At 46.4% G+C, this 18,367-nt stretch carries 11 protein-coding genes; all 11 read right to left on the minus strand.

Annotated features, from left to right (window positions below; translation table 11 throughout):
* Window positions 1–3: 3 nt before the first annotated feature.
* The 11 genes from A3860_RS37030 to A3860_RS37080 all read right to left on the minus strand — a co-directional run bounded on the left by A3860_RS37030 (window position 4) and on the right by A3860_RS37080 (window position 18,362).
* Window positions 4–1,605, minus strand: coding sequence for a lipopolysaccharide biosynthesis protein (locus A3860_RS37030; protein ID WP_081155645.1), 1,602 nt, complete (start codon window positions 1,603–1,605; stop codon window positions 4–6).
* An 11-nt stretch (window positions 1,606–1,616) separates the two neighbouring features.
* Window positions 1,617–2,705, minus strand: a complete 1,089-nt coding sequence (locus tag A3860_RS37035) for an NAD-dependent epimerase (RefSeq protein ID WP_081155646.1) — start codon at window positions 2,703–2,705, stop codon at window positions 1,617–1,619.
* A 1-nt stretch (window position 2,706) separates the two neighbouring features.
* Window positions 2,707–5,088, minus strand: a complete 2,382-nt coding sequence (locus A3860_RS37040) for a GumC family protein (protein WP_081155647.1) — start codon at window positions 5,086–5,088, stop codon at window positions 2,707–2,709.
* Window positions 5,089–5,090: 2 nt separating this feature from the next.
* On the minus strand, window positions 5,091–5,894 hold the full coding sequence (locus A3860_RS37045) for a polysaccharide biosynthesis/export family protein (protein WP_245843706.1): 804 nt from the start codon (window positions 5,892–5,894) through the stop codon (window positions 5,091–5,093).
* Window positions 5,891–6,442 (minus strand): UpxY family transcription antiterminator, encoded by a 552-nt coding sequence (locus tag A3860_RS37050; protein ID WP_081155742.1) that lies wholly within the window; start codon window positions 6,440–6,442, stop codon window positions 5,891–5,893. The genes A3860_RS37045 and A3860_RS37050 overlap by 4 nt, the downstream gene beginning before the upstream one ends.
* A 1,190-nt stretch (window positions 6,443–7,632) precedes the next feature.
* On the minus strand, window positions 7,633–9,456 hold the full coding sequence (locus A3860_RS37055; protein ID WP_245843712.1) for a glycoside hydrolase family 97 protein: 1,824 nt from the start codon (window positions 9,454–9,456) through the stop codon (window positions 7,633–7,635).
* Between the two features lie 29 nt (window positions 9,457–9,485).
* Window positions 9,486–10,973 carry a glycosyl hydrolase family 28 protein gene (locus A3860_RS37060; RefSeq protein WP_081155744.1) on the minus strand — a complete coding sequence of 496 codons (1,488 nt, stop codon included), beginning with the start codon at window positions 10,971–10,973 and terminating at the stop codon, window positions 9,486–9,488.
* A 167-nt stretch (window positions 10,974–11,140) separates the two neighbouring features.
* On the minus strand, window positions 11,141–11,626 hold the full coding sequence (locus tag A3860_RS37065; RefSeq protein ID WP_081155648.1) for a CHRD domain-containing protein: 486 nt from the start codon (window positions 11,624–11,626) through the stop codon (window positions 11,141–11,143).
* 103 nt (window positions 11,627–11,729) lie between these two features.
* Complete coding sequence (locus tag A3860_RS37070) at window positions 11,730–13,508, minus strand: RagB/SusD family nutrient uptake outer membrane protein (RefSeq protein ID WP_081155649.1); 1,779 nt, start codon at window positions 13,506–13,508, stop codon at window positions 11,730–11,732.
* A gap of 19 nt (window positions 13,509–13,527) precedes the next feature.
* Window positions 13,528–16,611 carry a SusC/RagA family TonB-linked outer membrane protein gene (locus A3860_RS37075; RefSeq protein WP_081155650.1) on the minus strand — a complete coding sequence of 1,028 codons (3,084 nt, stop codon included), beginning with the start codon at window positions 16,609–16,611 and terminating at the stop codon, window positions 13,528–13,530.
* A gap of 26 nt (window positions 16,612–16,637) precedes the next feature.
* Window positions 16,638–18,362, minus strand: a complete 1,725-nt coding sequence (locus tag A3860_RS37080) for a RagB/SusD family nutrient uptake outer membrane protein (protein WP_158085483.1) — start codon at window positions 18,360–18,362, stop codon at window positions 16,638–16,640.
* Between the last annotated feature and the right edge of the window lie 5 nt (window positions 18,363–18,367).

The raw sequence follows: 18,367 nt of genomic DNA on the forward strand, positions 1-18,367 counted from the left end.
CTTTTAATTTTTACTGAAGCCTGTATCCGATCTGAAGAATTTTATCGACGTAACCAGGTCCCGTAATTCTCCTCTGTCTGTTCTATTCAATCCCAAAAAATAAAACACGAGCAAAGCGCTAACGAATGCCAGGGGGGCAAAAACTATTAACTGATAAATGCCGGCTGTTGCTGTTTTTGTGGCCAGCCACCAGGCCAGCGCCAGCATAAGCAGCGCCGTTACAGAGGGCCTGAAGTTGATGATGGATGCAGCCCGTGTTCCGGCATTTATTATTGTTGACAGTACTTTCCGTTGTCCTATAAACAAATACAATCTGCTTATCATAAAACTGAGGCAAAGTCCGGAAATGCCCATATAACTCACCAGTAAAACGCCAAAACCGGCAAACAACAACGCAGAAATGAGGGTAAGAATAACCTTTTTCTTAATGTCCAATGTTGCGCTGATGATACAGGCGTCATTCTTTACAAAAGTATCCTGAATGGTCATGATCATTATCAGCATATTGGCGGTATGGCCGGCAAAATGCCTGTTGCCCACCCATACGCTTAAAAATGATTGATTGAAAAGTATGATGGTAACCCCAAACGCTGTAGTTAGCAGTAAAGAGATATTGTTTAATTTTTTTCTTACGGCATTCACCCGGGCATAATCTTTAAGGCCCAGCAGCTTTCCTATTCCGGGCATTATGCCAAGGATCAACCTGTTTATGATTCCCTGTAAAGCGGCAGGTATAAACTTCGTCAATGTGTAATATGCTACGGTGACCGGTCCTGCTATTACCCCCAGCAGCACCTTATCACTGTTCGTATTCAGCATATTGGCGCCTGCATCGGCCAGGTACCAGGCGCTTAATTTACCGAACCGGAAAATATCTGACCGGTTTGGTTTGCTGAACCCGAACCATTCCACATTTCTTTTTACCACCACATAAAATGATATTCCGATCACCAGCGTATCCAATAGCTGAACAAGGGCCAGCCCTGTTAACCCATAACCCAATTTAAGCGCCAGCACCTTCAGGCCCCCGCCGGCGATCACGATAGCGGCCCGCAGTCCCATGCGTTTGAAGGTAAGGTTCATTCCCCGCAGTATGGCTTCAAACATTTCGAAGATCTTAAACACAAGCACTGAAAAGATCAGTAGCGAGCAAGTGATCCTGATCAGGCTGTAATGCGCTTTGGCTGCATGCGTAATATAGGGAGCATACCAGGTGATAACAGTACCGGCAATTAATATCACCGGCATTACCAATAGCATTACAACAAAAGCGGCCCCAGCCTCGCGTTTCAATTCTTCTGCAGTAGCCACGTCTTTTTTCTGTGCCACCGTCCATTTCAGCACTTGTGATGACCGGGTATCTACAATAGTAGCATAATTGGTAAACTGGCCAAGCATTTGCCAGATACCGAATAAAGAAGTTCCCAGTCCCGTGATCATGAAAGGATTTACAAACAAACCGGCGAGCCGGTTTGCTGTATAATCCAGTATGCTTGATACGGTATTCAGGTACGCTCGTTGCTTCAGGTTTTCTTTGGTCCCTCTTTTCTTTTTCTCAAGACCAGCATCTTCAGAGGGTTTACCTATTATTGGTTTTTCAATCATTGCGTTTGTTATTAATATGCTTTATTCAAATGATCTATTTCCACCTGTTCAACCGCATAAAACTGCCGGTACCAGGCTATAAATTGCCGAAGCCCTGTTTGAACCGGTGTAGTGGGTCTATAGTCAAAGTTGGTTGCCAGGTCATTTATATCGGCCCAGGTAGTGAGCACATCACTCCGTTCCAGGTCCTTCATTTCTATTTTTGCTTTTTTTCCGCAATTCATTTCTATTTCCCTGATGAAATCCATTAACTCAACCGGGTTATCGTTACCGATATTATAAATGCGATATGGAGCTGATGAACAGGATGGATCAGGGCTCAGCCCATTCCAGGCGAAAGCGGGTGCTGCCGGTTTATCGAGCACGTGCACAATGCCTTCCACGATATCATCTATATAAGTGAAATCGCGTTTCATTTTACCCTGGTTGTACACGGTAATAGGCTGCCCCTTCATTATGGCATCTGCAAAAAGGAAACAGGCCATATCGGGCCTGCCCCATGGCCCATACACCGTGAAAAAGCGCAAACCGGTAGTGGGTATATTAAACAAATGGCTGTATACATGCGCCATCAGCTCATTTGATTTTTTTGTAGCTGCGTATAATGAAACAGGATGATTGGTGCACTGGGTAACCGAGAATGGCATCTGTTCATTCAAACCATATACGCTGCTTGAGCTTGCATAAACCAGGTGCAATATGTTGTTTTGCCGGCAGGCTTCCAATACATTCAGGAAGCCGGTAATATTTGATTGTATATAAACATCGGGATTGCTCATGGAATACCGCACGCCCGCCTGGGCTGCCAGATGGGCAACCAGATCAAATTTTTCCTTTTTAAAAAGGGTTATGATCTCTCTTTTATCTTCCAGGTTCAGTTTAATGAACCGGTAATTATTGTACCTGCGGCTTTTCACCGGTTTGTTCCAGGCAATGCTGGTTCGGTCGATCCCGTTATCGGCCAAACGGGCATACTTTAAATTAACATCGTAATATTCATTGATGTTATCAATGCCTGTTACGTCGTCGCCCCGTTCAAGCAATTTTTTTGTGAGGAAGTAGCCAATAAAGCCGGCACTTCCTGTAACCAGTATTTTCATACTAAGCGTGTTGCAATTTGTGTTTTCGGCTCCGTTTTTCGCGATATACATTTTCGTAGCCATACCCATAACTATAGCCATACATGCGCTTCAAAACACCTCTCGATCTGATGCCATTGAATACAATGTGCGGATTTTTCAATGCTTTGAATTTATTATTGCTATCGAGTATTTGCACCATAGCTTTTGGTGTACGACCATGCCGCATAACAAACAGGGTCATATCGCAATATTCAGAGAATACATATGATTCTGAAACCGGGTCAATGGGGGAAGCATCGAGCACGATGTAATCGAATGTATTGCTGAGATACTGTAGCAGGCTCTTTAACCGGCTGCTCAAAATAAGTTCTCTTGAATTATCTTTTTGCTGACCGGCCCCAATCACAAATAAATTATCGTCAGTGGTACTGCTGATGATCTCTTCAGGCGTCTTTGTTCCTTCGAGGAACTCAGCAACGCCCGCTTCGTTGGCCACACCCATAATAGAAGAAGCTTTTGGAATGCGAATATCAAGGTCAACCAGCACCACTTTGTTACCGGCCAGGGCCAGGCTTCGGGCCAGGTTGGTACTGATATAGGTCTTTCCTTCTGATGATATGCTGGAAGTGACCAGGATCCTTTTTATTGCCAGCTCCTTTTGCCGGCCAACCAATGCAATGGCAGCCCGCAGATGCCGGAACTGCTCGGCAACGACCGATACTTTGGAACCGGTCTTTATAAGCGAAGCATCTTCTTTATTGGCTGAAATTTCTGCAATAATTGGCGCATTGGTCAACGATTCTATTTCAGACCTGAACAGGATCTTTTTGTTCAGCAATTCTTTGGCAGAAACGTACGCGATGCCCAGGCCAAGGAAACCAACCAAAACCGCAAAATAAACCAGCATCTTTTTGGGACTAACTGGCAAAACGGAAGAATTGGCCATATCGATGATCTTGCTGTCTGAAACGGCAGAGGAACTTGCCAATGCGGTTTGCTCCCGTTTTTCGAGCAGGAAGTCATAGATGCTCCTCTTTATGGCCTGCTCCCGGCTAATAGCCAACAACTCTTTTTCCTTTTGGGGAATGCCGCGCAGCATGGAATTATAATTGCCACTTGTAGACGTGAGGTCTTTTTTTCCGGCTTCCAGGTTGATGCGGTGCATGCGCAGTTTTTCGAGGATCATTGGACGGGTTTGTTCTATAACTTTCGCCAATTCAATGGCAGCAGGATTATTCTCGCCGGTTGTTTTCATCAGCTTCCCGTATTCGACCTTTGCGGTGTACATCTTTTGCATGAGATCGGTGAGCACCGGATCGGGTATGTCCATAGTAGAAGGCACTGTCTCGGTGTTGTTATCTTTCGAATTTGCATAGCGCTCCATTTCATCCAATGCCGCCAGTTCCATACTGAGATCGGCTATTTTCCGGTCATTGGTGCCCACATTTTCCAAATACTGTTTGCCCTGCTCAGTAAGATCAACTACTCCCTGATTTGTCCTGAACGTTTGTATTTTACCTTCTATAGAATCCAGCTCATGTCGAACACTTTTCAAACGGGTCTCAATAAAAGCGAGCGTATTGGCCGCGGTTCCTCTTTGTTCGTCTATTGATAGCTGGTTATACGCCAGCAGCAGGTGGTTCATAATATCTTCACCCCGTTGAGGCACTGCATCGCTGTACGTGAGGTCCATTGTTGAAGACAACTTGTTCTCGGATGTCACAACGAGATTGAGACTGATGGTGGGCGCCAGGTTCTTCGTTTTGTACAGATCAAAATAAAGCTGGCCGGTAGAGTCAGTTGTTTGCCTGGCATTTTTTTCAAACTTCAATACGCCATACGGTGTATTACACCAGGTGTTCATTGGATAGGCCTTTTTATCAATGACCACTTCTTTAATTTCTTTTGAGGCTTTTCCATTTGGGCCGGGAAAATAATTAACTGAGAAAAGTACATCCGTATCGCCCGTCTCCTTCACCTGGTCAGGGTCCTGGGCCACAATGGTAATGGGTGAGCTGAGGTAAGCTGAAGTGGCATGCATTTTCAGGCTGCCAAAATCAGCCGCCTCAGACACCGGCGCATATAAATGTAGCTGGTTGATCACATCTGTTATCAGTTTCCTGGAATGAATGACCTCCATTTCATTTTCAACGATATTTTTTGTGGGAAAGATCTGCAGGGCTTCACCCATACCCGATTCATCCACACCCTTTTTTTCGTCTTTTACCATTACGGTAGCATAGGTTTCATAAACAGGAGTAGCAAAAAAATTCAGGTAAACCAATGCCCCTGCAGAACCAAGCACAATCAGTATCAGGAACAAAGGCCAGTAGGGCAGGTACCAGTTTAGGGCAAGTGAAATGATATTCATTTCATTGCCTGTCTTTTTGTGTGTTTGCATGACTATCTGTTTAAACGATAAAAAAGTACAGCGGCCAGCGAGAGCCCGCTCAAGATAACCGGGAGCCAGTTGTGAACATTGCCCGAAGTAGATACTTTCGCTTTATTGGGTTCTACATAAACTATATCATTCGACCTGAGATAATAATAGGGCGAGGTAAGCAGGGTGCCCGAGTTCAGATCAATTCGCTGCACGATCCTGCTTCCATTTTCTTCCCTGATCACCGCAACGTTGTTGCGCCGGGCGTAAACCGTGAGATCGCCGGCAAAGCCCAGGGCTTCCAGAATATTTATTTTTTCATCGGGCACATTGATCACCATTGGATGGGCTACTTCGCCCAGCACAGTAACTTTAAAATTCAGGTAACGAACGTTTACAACCGGGTACAGCAGGTATTTATTTTCAACAAGGTTCGTTGTTATATTTTCTTTCAGCTCTTTTTTTGTAAGGCCTGCTGCTTTTATGCGGCCGAGCATAGGCATATCTATATACCCATCCTGGTCAACCAGGTAACCGACGGCCTGCGTGGAGGTATAACCAACCGCCTGGGTCGACACGGTTATAGCCGTATTGAAAGGCTGGCTTGCTATTGCATTCGGGCTGCTGACGGTAATACTAAGCAGATCGTTCTTTTGAATAACAGGCTCCAGGTTCTCAACGGCATTTTTAATTACTGTACCATTAACGTCATTCAGGTACGTTACCTTTTTCATATTGGTACAGGCCGTGAACAATACACCGCATACTACAGCGGCATACAGCCAGGCATGCCTGTGCGGCTTGCTGTTTTTTTGATATGTTTTCACGATAATAATAATTGATAATAAAATAATAGGATGAACAACAGCTCTCCCCTGCTTCTGGTGCTAACCACCTCTACATTCGATTTGGGAATTTCAGCCAGCATGGCATAACCCAATGAAGGCAGAAATACCCTGAGACTTTTGCCCAGTACTTCCATTACTTTACCTTCCTGTTCCATAAATAATCCGCATTTTATGCGTACCGTATCATCAACTTCCACGTCCAGTCTTTCCAGTCTAACGCTGCTGTATTCAAGCAGGAAGTTCCTGACCAGTTCAATTTCAGCATCGCGTATTACGGCCGGCTTACCCTGCCAGCTTACATAATTAAGTACGCCATCTGTTTGCAGCACGCTTAAATATTCTTTATCGGTTATGCGCACAAAAACATAAGAGGTGAACAATGGCTCAAACATAATTTTTTTCCGGTCGCTCCATTGCCGCGCTACTTTGTTCAGCGGGCAATAATTTTCGATGTCTTTACGGGTTAATAAAGTAGCAACTTTTTTCTCCCATTTGGCATGTGTATAGATTGCATACCATTTTTTCATAAGCGCAATTTTAAAGTTGGTATTGATCAATGGCCCAGACGAATAAAGGGCTTCGCCTATCATAATCACATTGCCTGATTTTGACAAATAGCCTAAAGGCCACTACTATTAATTAATGGATAGAAAATGGATTAATTCTCCAGGATGAAACATGGATTAATACTGATGAGAATAGAGAATGGATAATGGATTGGAATGGTCTACGCGAAAGAAGAATGGTACAAAAGAACCGATCAATAGATGGAGTTTGCGTGCATCACACCAGGCAAGGTTATATATTACCAAAGGGATGGAATCATTACTTGTTACAAAGCTTTCGGGATACAGCGATATTCAGGGGATGATTGGTAATCGTTATTCTATAGTTAACAAAAGATAGCAACATTAGAAAAACAATTCAAGTACAGTACCCTTTTTTTTAATCACACTAAGGGTTTACTGTTAATTGCACGCTAAATGATCGCATGATTTTATGACCATCGTCATATGGCCTCCGCCAATCATGCTCACCTATTTCCCCGGCCGTAAAAATAAGATCCACTAAAATAAATGGATAATGGATTGGAAACGAATTAGCAAGAATAATGGATTGGAATAAAAACCTGCATGAAGAATAATACTAAAAGAACTGCTTATTGGTTTGGAGTTTGTAGGCATTATTAGAATAAGGTCAGTTTGAATATAGGGCTTCGCCACTCATCATCCCATTAATGGATTTAGATAAAAAATTGCCTTAGAGCACTAACCTTACCTCACAATGTATGAATGGATAATGGATAGCGGAAGTATTAGCATGAATAATGGATAGAAAAACGAAAGAAGAATAACACTAAGTTACCAGGTTATTGATTAGCGGGTGTTTGGTCAAAGCATTTCAACGTTTATTTCCTTGCTTGTAATACATTCTACAAGGACTGTAGGGTAATATTACTTCCCTAAATAAATTCCGTTTGTGAATGCAAATCAAATTTAATGATATTTATTTAATACAAAAATTAAAATAAGCAGCAGCCGGAACGTTTTATTCAAAAATATTCATGATTCTTTGAGAGGAAAATTTTCCACATTAAAAAAGGAACAGGGCCTTAGGCAGCCCTGCTTTATCTTAATAAGGTGAGGTAATACTAATTTAAAGTTTTACATAGGCAATACTAAAATAGGAACTCAAACTACCGGGGCAATGCGGTCTTTTATTCCATGGGTTGAATGATGACGGCCTCGCCTGTTTTTCCTTTCAGCGAAACAGGCCATTGATCGCCTTTCTTTACGGGAATACTTCTTTTGCGGATACTGTTCTTTTCCGCATCATCTTCATATACGATGGCAATATACTTTTTTCCTTTTTGAAGAAAATCGAGCCGGACAGTAGCATGCCAGTCATCCAAACCGGCTGCATTGCCTATAAACCAGGTGCCGCCTTTTCTGCGGGCCACACTGATGCCTTTACCAATATCGCCGGCCAGGTAATGCGTTTCGTTCCATACGGTGGGGACCAGTTTGAAAAATTCTATTTCGTCTTCATTGGTATAATCGGCTGGTATGCCATACCAGAAAAGGGCCTGCAGCGGACTGAAATAAACAACAGTAAGAGCAAGCTGTTGCCCCCTGCTTACCTTCAGGTTCTTTGAGAACTGATTCTTTGCATTCGGATAGCAAAACGTAAAATCCGCCGGTCCCGCCAAAAAACGCGTAAAGGGCAATACGGTGGTATGAAATGCGTCAGGACTGTTCTCATCGCCCCGAATGCCTTCCTGCGTCAACAAGGCGGGCCAGGTACGGCTTAAACCGGTTGGTTTGTAATTGTCGTGGATGTCGAGGATAAAACCAGCTTCATATACTTTTTGAATAGCGCCTGCCAGCCAGGTTAACCCGTGCTGGGTGAGGCCATCTACAAAACCGAATTTCAAGCCTGCCACGCCCCATTGTTTGTATAAAGGTAAAATGGTGTCGAGCTTTGCTTTCAACCCAACATAATTCACGTAGAGGATAACGCCTATGCCTTTTTCCTTTCCATACTGTATCACTTTCGGCATATCGATGGCGGGAATAACCTGTGTGGGATCGGAGGAGGTGCGGAACTCTGCGCCATACCAGCCGGCATCATACATTATATATTGTAAGTTGTGTTTTGCCGCAAAGTCAATACAATCGAGTCCGCTTTGTGTAGTTAACTGCGCCCTGATGAGTTTACCGGGCTTTATCCAATCTGGTAAGTCCTTGCTGGCTGCCGGGTTCAGCTTCAAATACAACTGACTGAAATCATGTAACCCGATCGCCGTTTTTGACACGCTGATGGTGCGCCAGGGCGTTGAAAACGCACCGGCCACCTGTACAGCCGAATCCCGCGGAAAAACAACCGCCAGGGTATACGGCCCGCCACTTCTTTTCAACTCCGCTTTGGTATAGTTCACATTGTTTGCTTCGCCAATACTTACAAAGAACTTCCCATTGGTTAATGTGGCGGGCAGATCGCAGGTCTTTGTAAACGTATCAATGGATACCGGGGTAAACACCGATTCCTGGTTGTACTGGTACAGGGTGACCGGTGCCTCAAAGCCAAACGTGGTGCTTTCTTTTTTGATGCAGTTGATGCCATTGTAAATGTCAGGCAACTCGTACCGGAAGGCTACACAGCCTTTATACGCACGCACAAGCACATTGAACCGGGTTGGCCCGCTGCTGCACGACAATACCAGCTCATTGTAATTATCGGTAATGCTGTCTGCTTCGCCCAAAGGCCAGGGAAATTGGGCTGTATGCCTGCCTTCCTGTTTGTTTTTTATGACTATACCCGCTGCTGTGTCGCCGGCATTTGTTTGCAATCCCAATTGCGACCAGCGCGTTATGGCCTGGCCGGCAAACGAAAACCGGTACAATAAAAGCCCGTTCGCTGTTTTTACCTCGAACGAAGTTGACCGGTCGGGTGAGAATACAGTATACGACCTTCCGGTTTGCGCCCTGCTTTCGGTGAGCACAAACATACCTGTCAATAAAAGCAGCCATTCTTTGATCACTCTCAAGGGTTGCTGATTTTTAAGCGATATTACTGGTTTTTGTTCAGTCTGAGCGAAGCCGAAGCGCGAAACTCCACGCCTTCCACATGATCGCCCAGCGCTATATGGGCCATATCAGCCGTTCTATACCAGCCTGGTTTTCCTTCCATATCGTCTGAAATGACCCGGCCGTTTATTTTTAAATTTTCAAACACGATATTCTTTACTTTCCGTTCTTCATTATACCCTGAAATAATGGAGAGCTCTGCGTGCTGGCCATTGTAGGTAATGTCTTTGAATAGTACATTCTCTACGCCCCTTCCCGGCGCCGTACAGTATTTCTTATTAAAGAACACGCGGATATTGATGAGCTGTCCCTGGCGGAAATCTTCCACCCTGATATTTTCAAAAAGTACATTGCGCACCAGGTTATTGTCGCCGGCATCGATGCTCAGGCAGCCCTGGTAATCGATCTGCGCTTCTTTGTGGTCAAGGATATCAATATTGATGTAATGCAGGTCTTCCAATACATCGGGATTAGGCGTATTGCCGTGCGTGCCTATTAAAATGGGATGCGCCACATCGGCCCACAGGGTTGAATTCTGCATGGTAATGTTGCGGCTGCTGCCGGTGAACCCGAGGCGGGTTCCGTACACCGTTGTACAATCGTCTGAATTGCGGTTGAACACGCCGTCGAGGAGTACATTGGTGCTGCTGATCACATTCATGCCATCGCCCCAGCCATAATAGCTCATCGACTTTACATTGCGAATGGTCACACTGTCGCTACCGCCGGTAAAACATTGGGTGCAGAAGATGCCTTCTACCTCCACGTTCCTTGAATTGGCAATGCGAACGCCCTGCTTTACCGATTGGTCTACCATGCCTCTTCCCAACACCCGCACATCATGCGCATTGCTGATCAGCACCTGCCCTTTCAGAATGGCGCCGCCGGCGAGGTATACCGTTTTACCCGATGATACATGCAAAACCTGTCCTTTTATTTCATGCACGCCGGGGCCAAAATACAGGAGGTTGGTATCGCGCAGGTCGGGTTTAAATGCAGAGACCGGGTTGGCAAACAGATGCAGGTTGTGAAAGATATCGCCATTCACTTCCACCGACAGGTTGGCCGGCCTGTTTAACTGAAAGAAGACCGTTTTGCCGTTGATCGTAGGCGGAATACTGTAAGAAAGCGGCCTAACCCTGGCTTGCTGCACCAGGCCTTTGTTATAGGTTACCGCCACTTCTACCACTCCTGTAAAATCAAAATAGCACATAGAGGCTTTTTCTTCTTTGTGGCCGGCAGCAGTGGCCCTGCTTACTTTAACCGTATAAACGGCCAACGACTGCCAGGCTTTTCCTTTTTGCCGCACCTTTACGGTAAAATCCTTATTTAACACCGCGTTGGTGGGGGCCGGGTATACCGTTAAACCGGGCAACACAGGATCAAAGGCAAAAGCGGTTGTCCATTTCACTATACAAACGGTCAATAATACAAACAAGGCCATTCGAGGCACGCACGGGCTATACTTCATACATCTTTCTTTTTTCTTCTTTATTAAAATAACCAGAATATCGTGTTCACTGTAATGGTCAATGGTCAATCGTCAATGGTCAATAAAACCCTATTGAGCAAGCCTCGAAATCAATAGCGAGACACAAAAATTGAGAGACCAATTCACCATTCACCAATTCACCATAATCATCTTTCTGCAACCGACAACTGACCTCTTACAATTCCGGCTGCATACCGTTTGGTATTGATCGTGAAATAATAAGCACCCGACAAAAAACCGGCCTGCTCATCGGTGGTGAACCCGTTATTGCCGGCCAGGCCAAGATTAACACTGCCGGCTTTATTGGTGTTTACGTATGGAAGCGTACGCAGCAATGGGCCGTTCTCCGTAGCAGCGGCAGGTCCATAAAAATTGATGGCGGTGATGGTATCTTTTTTCGTATCACGCCACAGATCGTTCCACGTAATGGTATACGTTAAAATATTTGTTTCCTTATCGTACAATCCGGTAAACGTGGCGGTGGAGGTGGTATCGATCATGGGCACCAGCTGTTTGCTGCTGGCCTTCGCTATTACGGAATATTGAACGCCACTGATGCCACGGAGTTTACCACCTTTGGTACAGGCGATGGCCAGAGAGAATATGATGAGTATGATTGTCATTATCTTCATAAAACTGATTCTCTTAATTGTTAAAAAGTTTTTTAGTTGTTCAGTTCAAAGTTTTAAGTTCAAAGTTGAATTGCGAGGCAACTGTAAACTTTGAGCTGTAAACTTAATAACCCGGGTTCTGCACCAGTGAAGGCGATTTTACGATCTCGCTTTGCGGAATAGGCCAGAAATACATGGCATCGGTAAACACGTGTTTCCTTATTGGAATGATGCGGTAAGAAAAGGTGCCATTAGCGGCCCGCGTAATTTCCATTCCATGTGTTTCGGCGTTCTCGGTTTGCGGAGCGATCTTCCAACGGCGGATGTCCCAGAACCGGTGTTCTTCAAAGGCCAGTTCAACCCGGCGTTCATGGCGAATGGCATCGCGCATTTCGTCTTTGGTCATGCCGGCTTTCAATCCGTACAACCCATTTGTACCGGCCTGTATGCCGGCGCGGGCACGGATCAATTTCAACCAGTCATAAATTTCTGATGTTGGGCCGTAATATTCATTGGTAGCTTCTGCTGCATTCAACAATACTTCTGCATAGCGCATCACTACCCAGGGACGATACAATTCACTGCCGCCGCCCACGCCAAAATTGTTACACATCTTGTAGCGGAAATAACCTGTTTTGGTGCCGGTAGCCGAATAAATGCCATCCACACTGGCGCTGGTGGCGGCTGCATTTCCCGTTGGCACCACACCAGTATAGGTATTCACCGGCTGATCGCCCAGGGTACCCATATTGCGTATAGACCCATTGTAATGGACCGTAGTAGTAAGCCGGGGATCGCGGTTCTTGTACATATTGTCGCCCATTCCCGGATAACCCGAAGCGGGATCGGTAATACGCAATCCGTTGATCATATCAAATTCATCGACCAGTTCCTGTGTAGGAAAGTACTTAGCCCCCACATAGCCGTTGGTGGTACCCCGCGATTGCGGGTTGGCGCTGTTCTCCACATAAAAATTATTGGAAGTACTTACAGGTTGCCAATAGGCCAGCACATGTTCGGTCTGCGGCGTATTTTGCAGGAAGAAAGTATACATGGGTGTTGCCGAAGTGGTATATAAGCTGTACACGTTCAGGTTAATGACGGCTTTGGCCGCATCTGACGCATTTTTCCACCGCTCATTATCGGCCGTTGCATAGGAAAGCAAATGATCGGGATCATCGGCCCGGGGGCCGCTATTGAAGAGCGGACTGGCTGCATACAATAATAACCTTGCCTTGGCCGCCAGCGCGGTACCCTTGCTTACGCGGTTCTGGTTTACGTTATTAGTTGGATAAGAGGCGGGCAGCGCAGCGGCGGCTGCATCCAGTTCGCCCACTATATAACTAACGCAGGCTTCATAGGAACTGCGGGGCACATCGATCTTGTCGCCGTCATCATAGATATTATCACCGATGAGCGGGATGCCGCCATAATGCTTCACCAGCATCATCAGGTACCAGGCCCTTAAAAATCGCACCTGGGCGGTCCAGTAATCACGGGTGGCGGCAGTTATGGGAATACTGTCCCTGTTCTTCATAAAAATATTCGCAGCGCGCACCATCGTAAAAACCGTTGTCCAGGTATTTTTATCGGCATTACTGGCGTTCACCCCGCCATTTGAAATGATATAGGAGAAAATGGTGGGGTCGCTGATGGGTTCGCTCTCGTCGCAGGCCGCATCGAGCCCGGTATTGTTGACCCGCCGGGCATTAAAAGAGAAACCGATATTCGAATATAAATTATTAATGACGCCGAGTGTTTTCACACTGTCTCTGAATACAGCCCCTTCGTCAACGGCTGAAAGGGTCTTTTGATCGAGGAAATCTTTTTTGCAGGCAGTCAGCAGCACCAGGGCGGCAACCGGCAAGGCCAGCAAAGATCTGCAATATTTAAGTGAGTTCATTTTAATTGCTGTTTTAGGGTTAAAAACCTAATTGTACACCGAAATTAAAGTTGGCGGTATTGGGATACGCACCACCGGTACCATTGGCGATCTCAGCATCCTGCTGAAACTTGCCCATTTGCTGGTAATTGAGCAGGTTATAACCCGTGAGGTATACCCGCGCATTCTGAACCACCCTGAGCCCGTTTAAAAATGATTGTGGCAACTGCCAGGCCAGCTCCAGTGATTTCAGGCGAACATACCAGGTATTGGCATACCAGAAATCGGAAATGGTTACCCAGGAAATATTGTTGATGTTGGTGTTCAACCCAATGCGTGGATAGGTGGCTGTGGCAGCAGTTGCAGGCGTCCAGCGTTCGAGGTTCCAGGGTCGCAAATTGCCATTGAACGCATCGCCGGCGCCTTCGGCCGTTACCTGTACCGCATAGCCATAAGCGCTTTGTACCAGGGCGCGTAAAGTAAGTCCTTTGTAATTTACCATCAGGTCGAGCCCCAGGTTATTGGTTGGCAAATTGGGTTTCGACAAATAGGTACGGTCGGCATCGGTAATAACGCCATCGCCATTGAGGTCATCGTATTTAAGATCGCCCGGTTGAATAACACTCCATACCGGGGCGGGAACGCCTTTCTTCACTTTTCCGTTGCCGTCAAAATCATCCATTTGATAGAACCCAAGGTTATGATACCCGAGCGAACTCAGCACGCCGATGGCGCGGCCTGTTTTTGCCAGGTACGGATAGTCGGGCGCCTCACTAACATAGAGGATGCGGTTCGCCGCGAAAGAATAATTCGCACTCACTGAAACGTTTACCTGGCCAAAATGGTTCTTGTAGGTTAAAGCGCCATCAAACCCTTTATTCTCTGTTCTACCGATGTTTTTCTTAGGCAGGGCCTGGCCTATTGTCAGCGGCACATCGCCCTGGTCAATCAGCTGATCGTACCGGTAGTTATAGAAGTAGCTGCCGCTGAAGGAAACCTTACCACCAAACATACTAAGCTCAAGACCCAGGTCGGTTTTACGTTCTTTTTCCCAGGTCACATCGGGGTTTACCAGAGCGCCTTCAACTGTGGTGTTGCCATAGTTATTGCCTCCAGTGGTTGTATACTGGATCACCGAATTAACCGTGCTGGGATAGCTGGCATCGGAACCTACCAGTCCGTATGAACCACGGAGCTTGAACATATCGAAGAATGGCAACGCCTCCTTGAAAAACCCTTCCTCGGCCAGGTTATATCCCCAGGAGATAGCCGGGAAAATTCCATAGCGTCTGTTGGCCTGAAAAAGGTCATTACCGTTGCGGGCAACCGTAATGCCAAACAGGTATTTTTGTTTGTAATCGTAATCGAGACGGCCTGTTGTTCCGCGATAGTTCACCGGGATAGCGCTGCCGTTTATATAATTCCGTTGGTTAAGCAATAGCAAACCGGTAATGTGGTGGCCATTGAATGTGCGGTTGTAATTCAACATGGCCTGCAGAATGGTGGTTGAATTAAAGGCGCCATTGCTTACACCTACGCCGTAGGCCGGTGTGCGGTATTCCCCGGCATTCCTGATGGCGTAAGTATTGGAAACAGGATCGTATTTGTAAGAAGCGAGACCGGCACGTGTAAGGTTGCGGGCTTCATTGTTATTACCGGCATACGACACGTTGAATTTGGCCGATAAACCGGTGGTAATGAAATCGAGCCTTTGTTCGGCGCCGGCCACAATGTTGTAGTTGTTGTTAAAATTTCGTTTGTAGCCGCCGTTAGCCAGTCGGTTGATCGGACTGATTTGCCCAACGGAAGTAACTGCGCCTGTATGCGATGCATAGGGGTAAGAACCATCGGGATTATAAACGGGCATTGCATAGGGGGCCAGGTAACGGTATGCACTGATCTCATAGAACAAACCGGCGCCTTCTACCACCCCACCCGGGTTATTGATTGTTTCGAACCGGCCATTTACATCGAACCGGATCTTGAGGGTTTTTGTGGGGGTGATATCGAGGTTTGAGCGATAATTGTACCGGCGATAGAAGAAATTCGTGTTCACCTCATCACCAATGGGTTTGAAATCTTTTAAAATACCATTTTGGGTATAATAGCCCAGCGAGGTATAATACTTTACCAGTTTGTTGCCGCCACTGAAATCAATATTGTAACGGCCCTGGGTAGCAATTCTGTTCAACAGTTCTTTTGTCCAGTTTACGTTTGGATGCCCGTATGGGTCGGAACCATCTTTAAATTTCTGCAGGTCGTCCTGCGTAAAAGGCAGCACGGGGGTTTGCGATTGCCCGTACGCATCATTGATGGTGGCTTCATTTCGCAGTAAAGCGGTGGTATACGAATCGAGAAAAGTGGGAAAACGGATCACTTTGGTAATACCGGCTTCAGCAGTTACATTGATCCGCGGCTTGCCGAGCCGTCCGCGCTGGGTGGTGATCACCAGCACGCCGTTGGCGCCCTTCAAACCGTAAATAGATGTGGTAGCCGCATCTTTTAAAATGGAGATGGATTCAATTTCGTTGGCGTTCAACTGCGAGAGCTGCGTATAGTCATATTCTATATCATCAACAATGATCAATGGCTTGTTATCACCATTGAGTGAGTTTACGCCACGAATGAAAAAGTCGGCGGCATCGGCCCCGGGTTGCCCGCTTCGTTGCTGGGAAAAGAAACCGGGCATGCGCCCAACCAGGGTATTTTGAATATTGGCGGTTGGAACCGTTCTTATTTCGTCGCCCTTGATGGTGCTTACTGCGCCGGTATTGGTAATGCGTTTCGTTTTTCCATAACCGATAACCACCACATCTTCGAGCCCCTTTACATCGGTGGCCAGTTTTATATACAGGTCACTGCTGTTAACGGTTTCAACGGCTTGGGTCACATAACCCACATTGCTCACGGTAAGCCGGTGTTTACCGGTTAGCAAAATGGTAAAGCGGCCGCGTTCATCGGCAATGACGTTATTTTTTTCGTTATTTTCTTCGGTGATGGTAGCACCGGACACTGGTTGCTTTTTATCGCTGGTAACCACACCGGTCACCTTCCTGCTTTGCGCCAGCAAACCGCTGGTGCCTGCCAGCAACAGTATTAATAATATATTTAAACGTAAATACATGTTAATGAGTTTGAGGTGAATGATGTTTAGTACCCGGGATTTTGTTCAATGCCCGGGTTCACCTGGGTTTCCTTCAATGCGATCGGGTACAGGTACATGGCATCGGTGAAATAAGGCGTCGTTACCTCTTTGGAAGTATACGTAAATGTTCCATTGGTATTCTTTGTAATGGTGACGCCATGCAACATAGTGCCATATACAGCTTTGGCAATCTTCCAGCGGCGGATATCCCAGAAGCGTTGTTCCTCGAAGGCAAGCTCAATCCTTCTTTCGTTCCTGATAACATCACGCAGTTGCGATTGCGATAACCCGGCAGTGAGCGTATAGGGTGAAAGCCCGCCCCGTTGACGGATCTTTTCTACTGCACTGTATATGGCAGTGGATGGTCCGCTGTATTCATTCATGGCCTCTGCATACATTAGCAAAATATCGGCATAGCGAATAATACACCAGGCAGGCACAAAACCGTTGTCGCGATAAAGGGTGTTTGTATAGTTTGTACTGCTGCTGTCGTTGGCGCAGAATTTTTTGGCATAATACCCGGTTTGCGTTTGAACAGGCGCCACGGTTGGGTTGTTGGGTTTGTCTTTTCCGCCTTCAAAGGTCTCAATGGCCCGTTGCAACCATTTGGCGCCGTTATAGAATACTGTGCGTTCCAACCGCGGATCGCGACCGGCATAAGGCGCGGCGGGATCATAACCCGAAGTGGCATCGGTAATGGGTTTACCATTCTTCATACCAAATGCATCAACAAACTCCTGCGTGGGGCTCACCCGGCCTTCGCTTTTGGTGCCCGAGGGGGCAAAACCCACCGGCGACATATAATAAGCGTAAGTATTGGAAACACGGGAATCACTTGTACGGAAAAAGATATGCTCTTTGTTGGCCCGTTGCAAAACGAGGGTATATGGATTGGCTTCCAGATCGTACAGGTTCAGGTCCATCACCGCTTTCGCCGCATCGCCGGCAGCCTTCCATCGCCCGGCATCATACGAAGCATAACCAGTGTAGGGTTTATTGGGCGTTGATGACGGATTGAATAATGGACTGGCCGCCAGTAACAGCACCTTGGCTTTTATAGACAGCACCACGCTTTTGCGCATGCGGCCAAAATCGGCATCTGTGGTCCTGTTGGCCAACGATGCATCGGGCCTAAGACTGTCCTTTGCAATGTCGAGCTCCTTTACTATATAATTAATGCATTCTTCAAAACTGTTGCGTTGCAACTGGGTGAGTTCGGCATCAGTGGGATTATACACTTTGTCGCCCACCAGCGGCACCCCGCCATAGCGTTTCACCAGTTCGTAATAGAAATAAGCGCGCAGCGCCCTTGCTTCATTGGGGAACCATACTTTACGCGAAGAGTCGGCCCAGGGCACACGCTGATAATTGGCCAGGAAAACATTGGCCTCGCGAATGGCATTATAACAAATGCCCCAGGTATCATCAAAAGTAGAGATGGGACTGTATCCCCCACGGATCACATTCCAGTTACCATTTCCATCGGCACTGGGTACTGCATCGTCTGAAATAGATTCGAGCGGCGCACTGTTATACCGGGAATAACCGGTTTGTATCCTTGAATAAATATAGGTCAACCACTTACTTGCCTGATCGCCGGTAGGGTCATTTGCATCAAAAATATAATCGATCGTCAGCAGCTCCAGTGGTTTGTCTTCAAATGTTTTCTTACAGGAAGAAGCTGCCACCGTCACCAGTATTATACCAAATAAATAAAAATGTTTTTTCATACTAC

Source organism: Niastella vici (genome assembly GCF_002077945.1).
Classification (GTDB): Bacteria; Bacteroidota; Bacteroidia; order Chitinophagales; family Chitinophagaceae; genus Niastella; species Niastella vici.

Coding starts and splice junctions, on each gene's coding strand:
- A3860_RS37030 (WP_081155645.1), bottom strand. CDS start 1,605: ATGATTGAAAAACCAATAATAGGTAAACCCTCTGAAGATGCTGGTCTT.
- A3860_RS37035 (WP_081155646.1), bottom strand. CDS start 2,705: ATGAAAATACTGGTTACAGGAAGTGCCGGCTTTATTGGCTACTTCCTC.
- A3860_RS37040 (WP_081155647.1), bottom strand. CDS start 5,088: ATGCAAACACACAAAAAGACAGGCAATGAAATGAATATCATTTCACTT.
- A3860_RS37050 (WP_081155742.1), bottom strand. CDS start 6,442: ATGAAAAAATGGTATGCAATCTATACACATGCCAAATGGGAGAAAAAA.
- A3860_RS37060 (WP_081155744.1), bottom strand. CDS start 10,973: ATGAAGTATAGCCCGTGCGTGCCTCGAATGGCCTTGTTTGTATTATTG.
- A3860_RS37065 (WP_081155648.1), bottom strand. CDS start 11,626: ATGAAGATAATGACAATCATACTCATCATATTCTCTCTGGCCATCGCC.
- A3860_RS37070 (WP_081155649.1), bottom strand. CDS start 13,508: ATGAACTCACTTAAATATTGCAGATCTTTGCTGGCCTTGCCGGTTGCC.
- A3860_RS37075 (WP_081155650.1), bottom strand. CDS start 16,611: ATGTATTTACGTTTAAATATATTATTAATACTGTTGCTGGCAGGCACC.
- A3860_RS37080 (WP_158085483.1), bottom strand. CDS start 18,362: ATGAAAAAACATTTTTATTTATTTGGTATAATACTGGTGACGGTGGCA.